The sequence below is a fragment of the Streptomyces phytophilus genome (assembly GCF_013870535.1).
Taxonomy (GTDB): domain Bacteria; phylum Actinomycetota; class Actinomycetes; order Streptomycetales; family Streptomycetaceae; genus Streptomyces; species Streptomyces phytophilus.
In genome coordinates this window covers 1-3,459 of record NZ_JACBXC010000638.1, presented here as the reverse complement: position 1 = coordinate 3,459, position 3,459 = coordinate 1, and the positions used below count along the sequence as shown (strand labels likewise).

Here is a 3,459-nt window from a genome sequence, read left to right as displayed (position 1 = left end):
CCAGGGCGGCACCCGCGGCGAGTGGCTCACCTGCACCAGCGCCGACGACGAGTGGTCCCCGGAGCCCTGGGTCTCGTCGAACAAGGTCTACGCCGCCGGCAGCGCCGCCGCCGCGCTCCTCGTCGGCACCGCGGGGATCGTGATCCTGCGCCGTCGCCGCTCCCGCGACGCCGAGGACGACCGGCCCCGCTGACGCGCCCCTCGGGGCGCACCGGAGGCCCTAGGTCGACGCCACCTTCTGCGGGAGGCGGTAGGCGACCGTGCCGTACCAGGCGTAGGAGACGGCGAAGCCGAAGGCGAGGCAGATGATCCCGCCCACCGCGTCCATCCAGAAGTGGTTCGCCGTCGCCATGATGACCAGCAGCGTCAGCGTCGGGTAGAGCACGCCGAGCAGCTTCACCCACAGCGGCTTCGCCAGCACGGCGATGGTGATGCCCGCCCACACGGACCAGCCCACGTGCATCGAGGGCATGGCGGCGTACTGGTTCGAGACATTGGCGAGGTTGCCCGACGACATCGAGCCCATGGTCTCGTGCACCCGCACGGTGTCGATGAAGTCCATGCCCTCCATCAGCCGCGGCGGCGCCAGCGGGAAGAGGTAGTAGCCGACGAGGGCGAAGCAGGTGGTGATGGCGAGCGCGAGCCGCACGGCGGCGTAGCGGCCGGGCTGGCCGCGGTAGAGCCAGACGAGCACGCCGATGGTGACGACGTAATGGAGCGTGCCGTAGTAGTAGTTCATCGACACGATGAGCCAGGTGACGCCCTCGACCGCGTGGTTGAGCGAGCGCTCGAAGGCGAGCCCCAGGCTCTCCTGGAAGCTCCAGATCCGGTCCGCGTTCTTCAGCGCCTGCGCCTCCTGCTCGGGCACGGCGTTGCGGATGATGGAGTACGTCCAGTAGACGAGCGCGACGAGCATGATCTCGAACCAGAGCCGCGGCGGGCGCGGCGAGCGCATCCGGTCCAGCAGCGCGCGCAGCCGCTGCCGCGACGGCGCCGGGAGTCTGCGTCTCTCCTCGGCGTCCGTGTCGGTCGAGGAGACGGGTGTCCGCCGGTCCTGCAGAGTCCTCGCAATCTCCGCTGGCCGGGGAGCAAGGTCCCGGGAATACGACGCGCCCATGGGGAGACAGTTTGCCAGACGGAAGGGGGTCGTCAGATCACCCCCCGGTGCCGCATGGGGGCGGGTTTCTCCTCCTCGCGCGGTACGCCGCGGCGTACCGGCGCGGTCCGCGGCGGGCCCCGCGCCGGATGGGGAGGAGCGGCGCGGGGCCCGGGTCGTGGGGGTGGTGCGGGTCAGGCGACGGGCTGCAGCCAGCCGGTCAGCCGGACGGTGTCCTCGCCGTACGTGCGGTCCAGCTCGCGCCGCAGCTCGGGGGTGGCGGCGACGACTTCGAGTTCGACGGCGTTGCGCACCGGGTCGACGCCGGAGGTGAGCACGCCGTCGACCTCCTTGTCGAGCCGCTTCTGGACGCGCGCCAGGTCCTCCTCGGTGTGCTCGGCGCCGACGACGCACAGCGGGCCGTCCCACACGTCGCGCAGCCTGCTCTCGGCGGTGCCGGGGCCGCCGCCGTCACCGGCATCGGCGAACCTGATGTTGACGACGTCCCCGTCGAGCCAGGAGCCGGCGTAGCCGGGCATCTTCGCGGCCTTGTCGAGCAGCCGCTGCCGCCCGGCGGTGTCCTTCCCGCCGCCGGCCCCGCCGCCGTCCTTCAGCTCCGCGCAGGGCGTGTCGAAGTCCGCGGCCGGCTCGGCCCCGCCCGGCCCGCCGCCGTCGCCTGCGGGCTTCGGCTTCTCGGCCGGGGTGAAGCGCTCGCCGTCCCAGGTGCCGACGAGTTCCAGCTGATCGGTGTACGTGGTGCCCCTGGCGCTGTGCGCGCGTACGTCGTCCCAGTCCCAGCCGACGACGTCCGGGCCGCCGCACTGCGGCGGCATCGACTCGGCGAGCGTGCGGCAGAGCTGGGGGCCGTGCTCGCCGTTCTCCAGGACCGTGGCCTGGACGCGGTAGAGCTGGGCGGCGGGGTCGACGTCCCCGCGGCTTCCGTCGCCCGCGGACCCGGAGGCGTCCTCCGAGCCGCAGCCGGCGACCAGCAGCGCGGTGGCGAGAGCCGCGGCCGTGGCCGCGGAGGTGCGCAGTGGGCTCGTTCCGTTCGGGCTCGTTCCGTTCATGGTTCTCGGACGGCGCCGCTCCGCATCGGGTTCCCTCCGGGTCCGCGGCGCCCGGTGGTTCAGCCGTCGAGCGCCGCGCGGATCTGCCGGGCCGTCGCGGCGGCGTGCTCCTCGTCCCGGTACCTGGTCCGGGGCCAGAAGAAGCCGCGCAGGCCGTCCTTGCGGTTGCGCGGTACGACGTGCACGTGCAGGTGGGGCACGGACTGGCTGACCCGGTTGTTCACCGCGACGAACGACCCCGCCGCGCCCGTGCCCCGCTCCACGGCGCCGGTCAGCCGCCGGACCCGTACGAAGAACGGGCCGACCTCGGGCTCCGGCAGGTCGGTGAGGGTCTCCACGTGGTGGCGGGGGATCACCAGGACATGGCCGGCGAAGAGCGGGCGGGCGTCGAGGAAGGCGACGGCCACCTCGTCCGCGTAGACCCGGTGGCTCGGCAGTTCACCGCCGGCGATGGCACAGAAGGTGCAGTTCACCCCTCCAGTCAACACCGGGCGGGTGGTGTCGCAGGGCACGCGGCGGGCAGATGCACCGCACGCGGCCGCAGTTCGGGCAGACGGGCACGAGCGCGTTCATGGCTCCCAATGTCCCCCGCCGGCCTGAGGATCGGATGAGAACGGCGTGGACAGTCCCTGAAGCCTCTGCCATTGACAGCGCCCCCGGCCCTGACTAAGTACCTCGGTTAACTGTTCGGTAACCACCCGCTGGAGGCCCCGGTGCGCGCTCGGCTCACGGTCCTGACCACCGCCGCGGCGCTCGCGCTCGGACTCCTGGCCCCCACCGCGCTCGCGGATCCGTCCGGTCCGTCCGATGCGTCCGATCCGGCCGGGCAGCCCGTACGGGCCGAAGAGCCCCGCGGCGGCGAGCGCGGCGGCTGCGACCCCATCGGCCCCGCCGGCGACTGCCTGCTGCCGTTCCCCAACGACTGGTACACCGAGCGGGACCGCAGCACGGACACCGGCCGCCGGGTCGCGTTCGAGCCGTCCGCCATGCCCGCCAACGCCGCCGGCACCCGCATCGACCCCGCCGAGTGGAACCGCAGCGACGGCTTCTCGCCCGGCTCGATGATCCTCGCCCACGTGCCCGGAGTCGACCTCGGCGAGACCGGCGCCGCGCCGCTCACCGACATCGGCGCCTCCCTCGACCGCGACGCGCCGGTCGTGCTCCTCGACGCCGACACCGGCAAGCGCCACCCGTACTGGGCCGAGCTGGACGCCAACGCCACCGACCCCGCCCGCCGGGCGCTGATCGTCCGCCCCGCCCGCAACCTCGAAGAGGGCCACCGCTACGTCGTCGCCC

The 3,459-nt window shown here is 73.4% G+C and carries 3 protein-coding genes and 2 pseudogenes; 2 read left to right on the top strand and 3 right to left on the bottom strand.

Annotated elements, in window-relative coordinates; genetic code table 11:
- A pseudogene (locus tag H5J30_RS22745) lies at window positions 1-193 on the top strand (DUF11 domain-containing protein); the annotation flags it as partial.
- A 27-nt stretch (window positions 194-220) separates the two neighbouring features.
- On the opposite strand, the gene H5J30_RS22740 reads toward H5J30_RS22745, so the two are convergent.
- The 3 genes from H5J30_RS22740 to H5J30_RS22730 all read right to left on the bottom strand — a co-directional run bounded on the left by H5J30_RS22740 (window position 221) and on the right by H5J30_RS22730 (window position 2,636).
- Window positions 221-1,117 (bottom strand): phosphatase PAP2 family protein, encoded by an 897-nt coding sequence (locus tag H5J30_RS22740; RefSeq protein WP_374101013.1) that lies wholly within the window; start codon window positions 1,115-1,117, stop codon window positions 221-223.
- 173 nt (window positions 1,118-1,290) lie between these two features.
- A complete protein-coding gene (locus H5J30_RS22735; RefSeq protein ID WP_181789240.1) occupies window positions 1,291-2,163 on the bottom strand; it encodes a hypothetical protein in 873 nt (290 codons plus the stop codon).
- A gap of 59 nt (window positions 2,164-2,222) precedes the next feature.
- Complete coding sequence (locus H5J30_RS22730; protein WP_181789239.1) at window positions 2,223-2,636, bottom strand: HIT family protein; 414 nt, start codon at window positions 2,634-2,636, stop codon at window positions 2,223-2,225.
- 240 nt (window positions 2,637-2,876) lie between these two features.
- Between H5J30_RS22730 and H5J30_RS22725 the strand changes: the two are divergent.
- Window positions 2,877-3,459, top strand: a pseudogene (locus tag H5J30_RS22725) (hypothetical protein); the annotation flags it as partial.

Excerpts from the sequence above, each read along its gene's own strand:
- H5J30_RS22735 (WP_181789240.1), bottom strand. The coding sequence starts at position 2,163 with ATGAACGGAACGAGCCCGAACGGAACGAGCCCACTGCGCACCTCCGCG.
- H5J30_RS22740 (WP_374101013.1), bottom strand. The coding sequence starts at position 1,117 with ATGGGCGCGTCGTATTCCCGGGACCTTGCTCCCCGGCCAGCGGAGATT.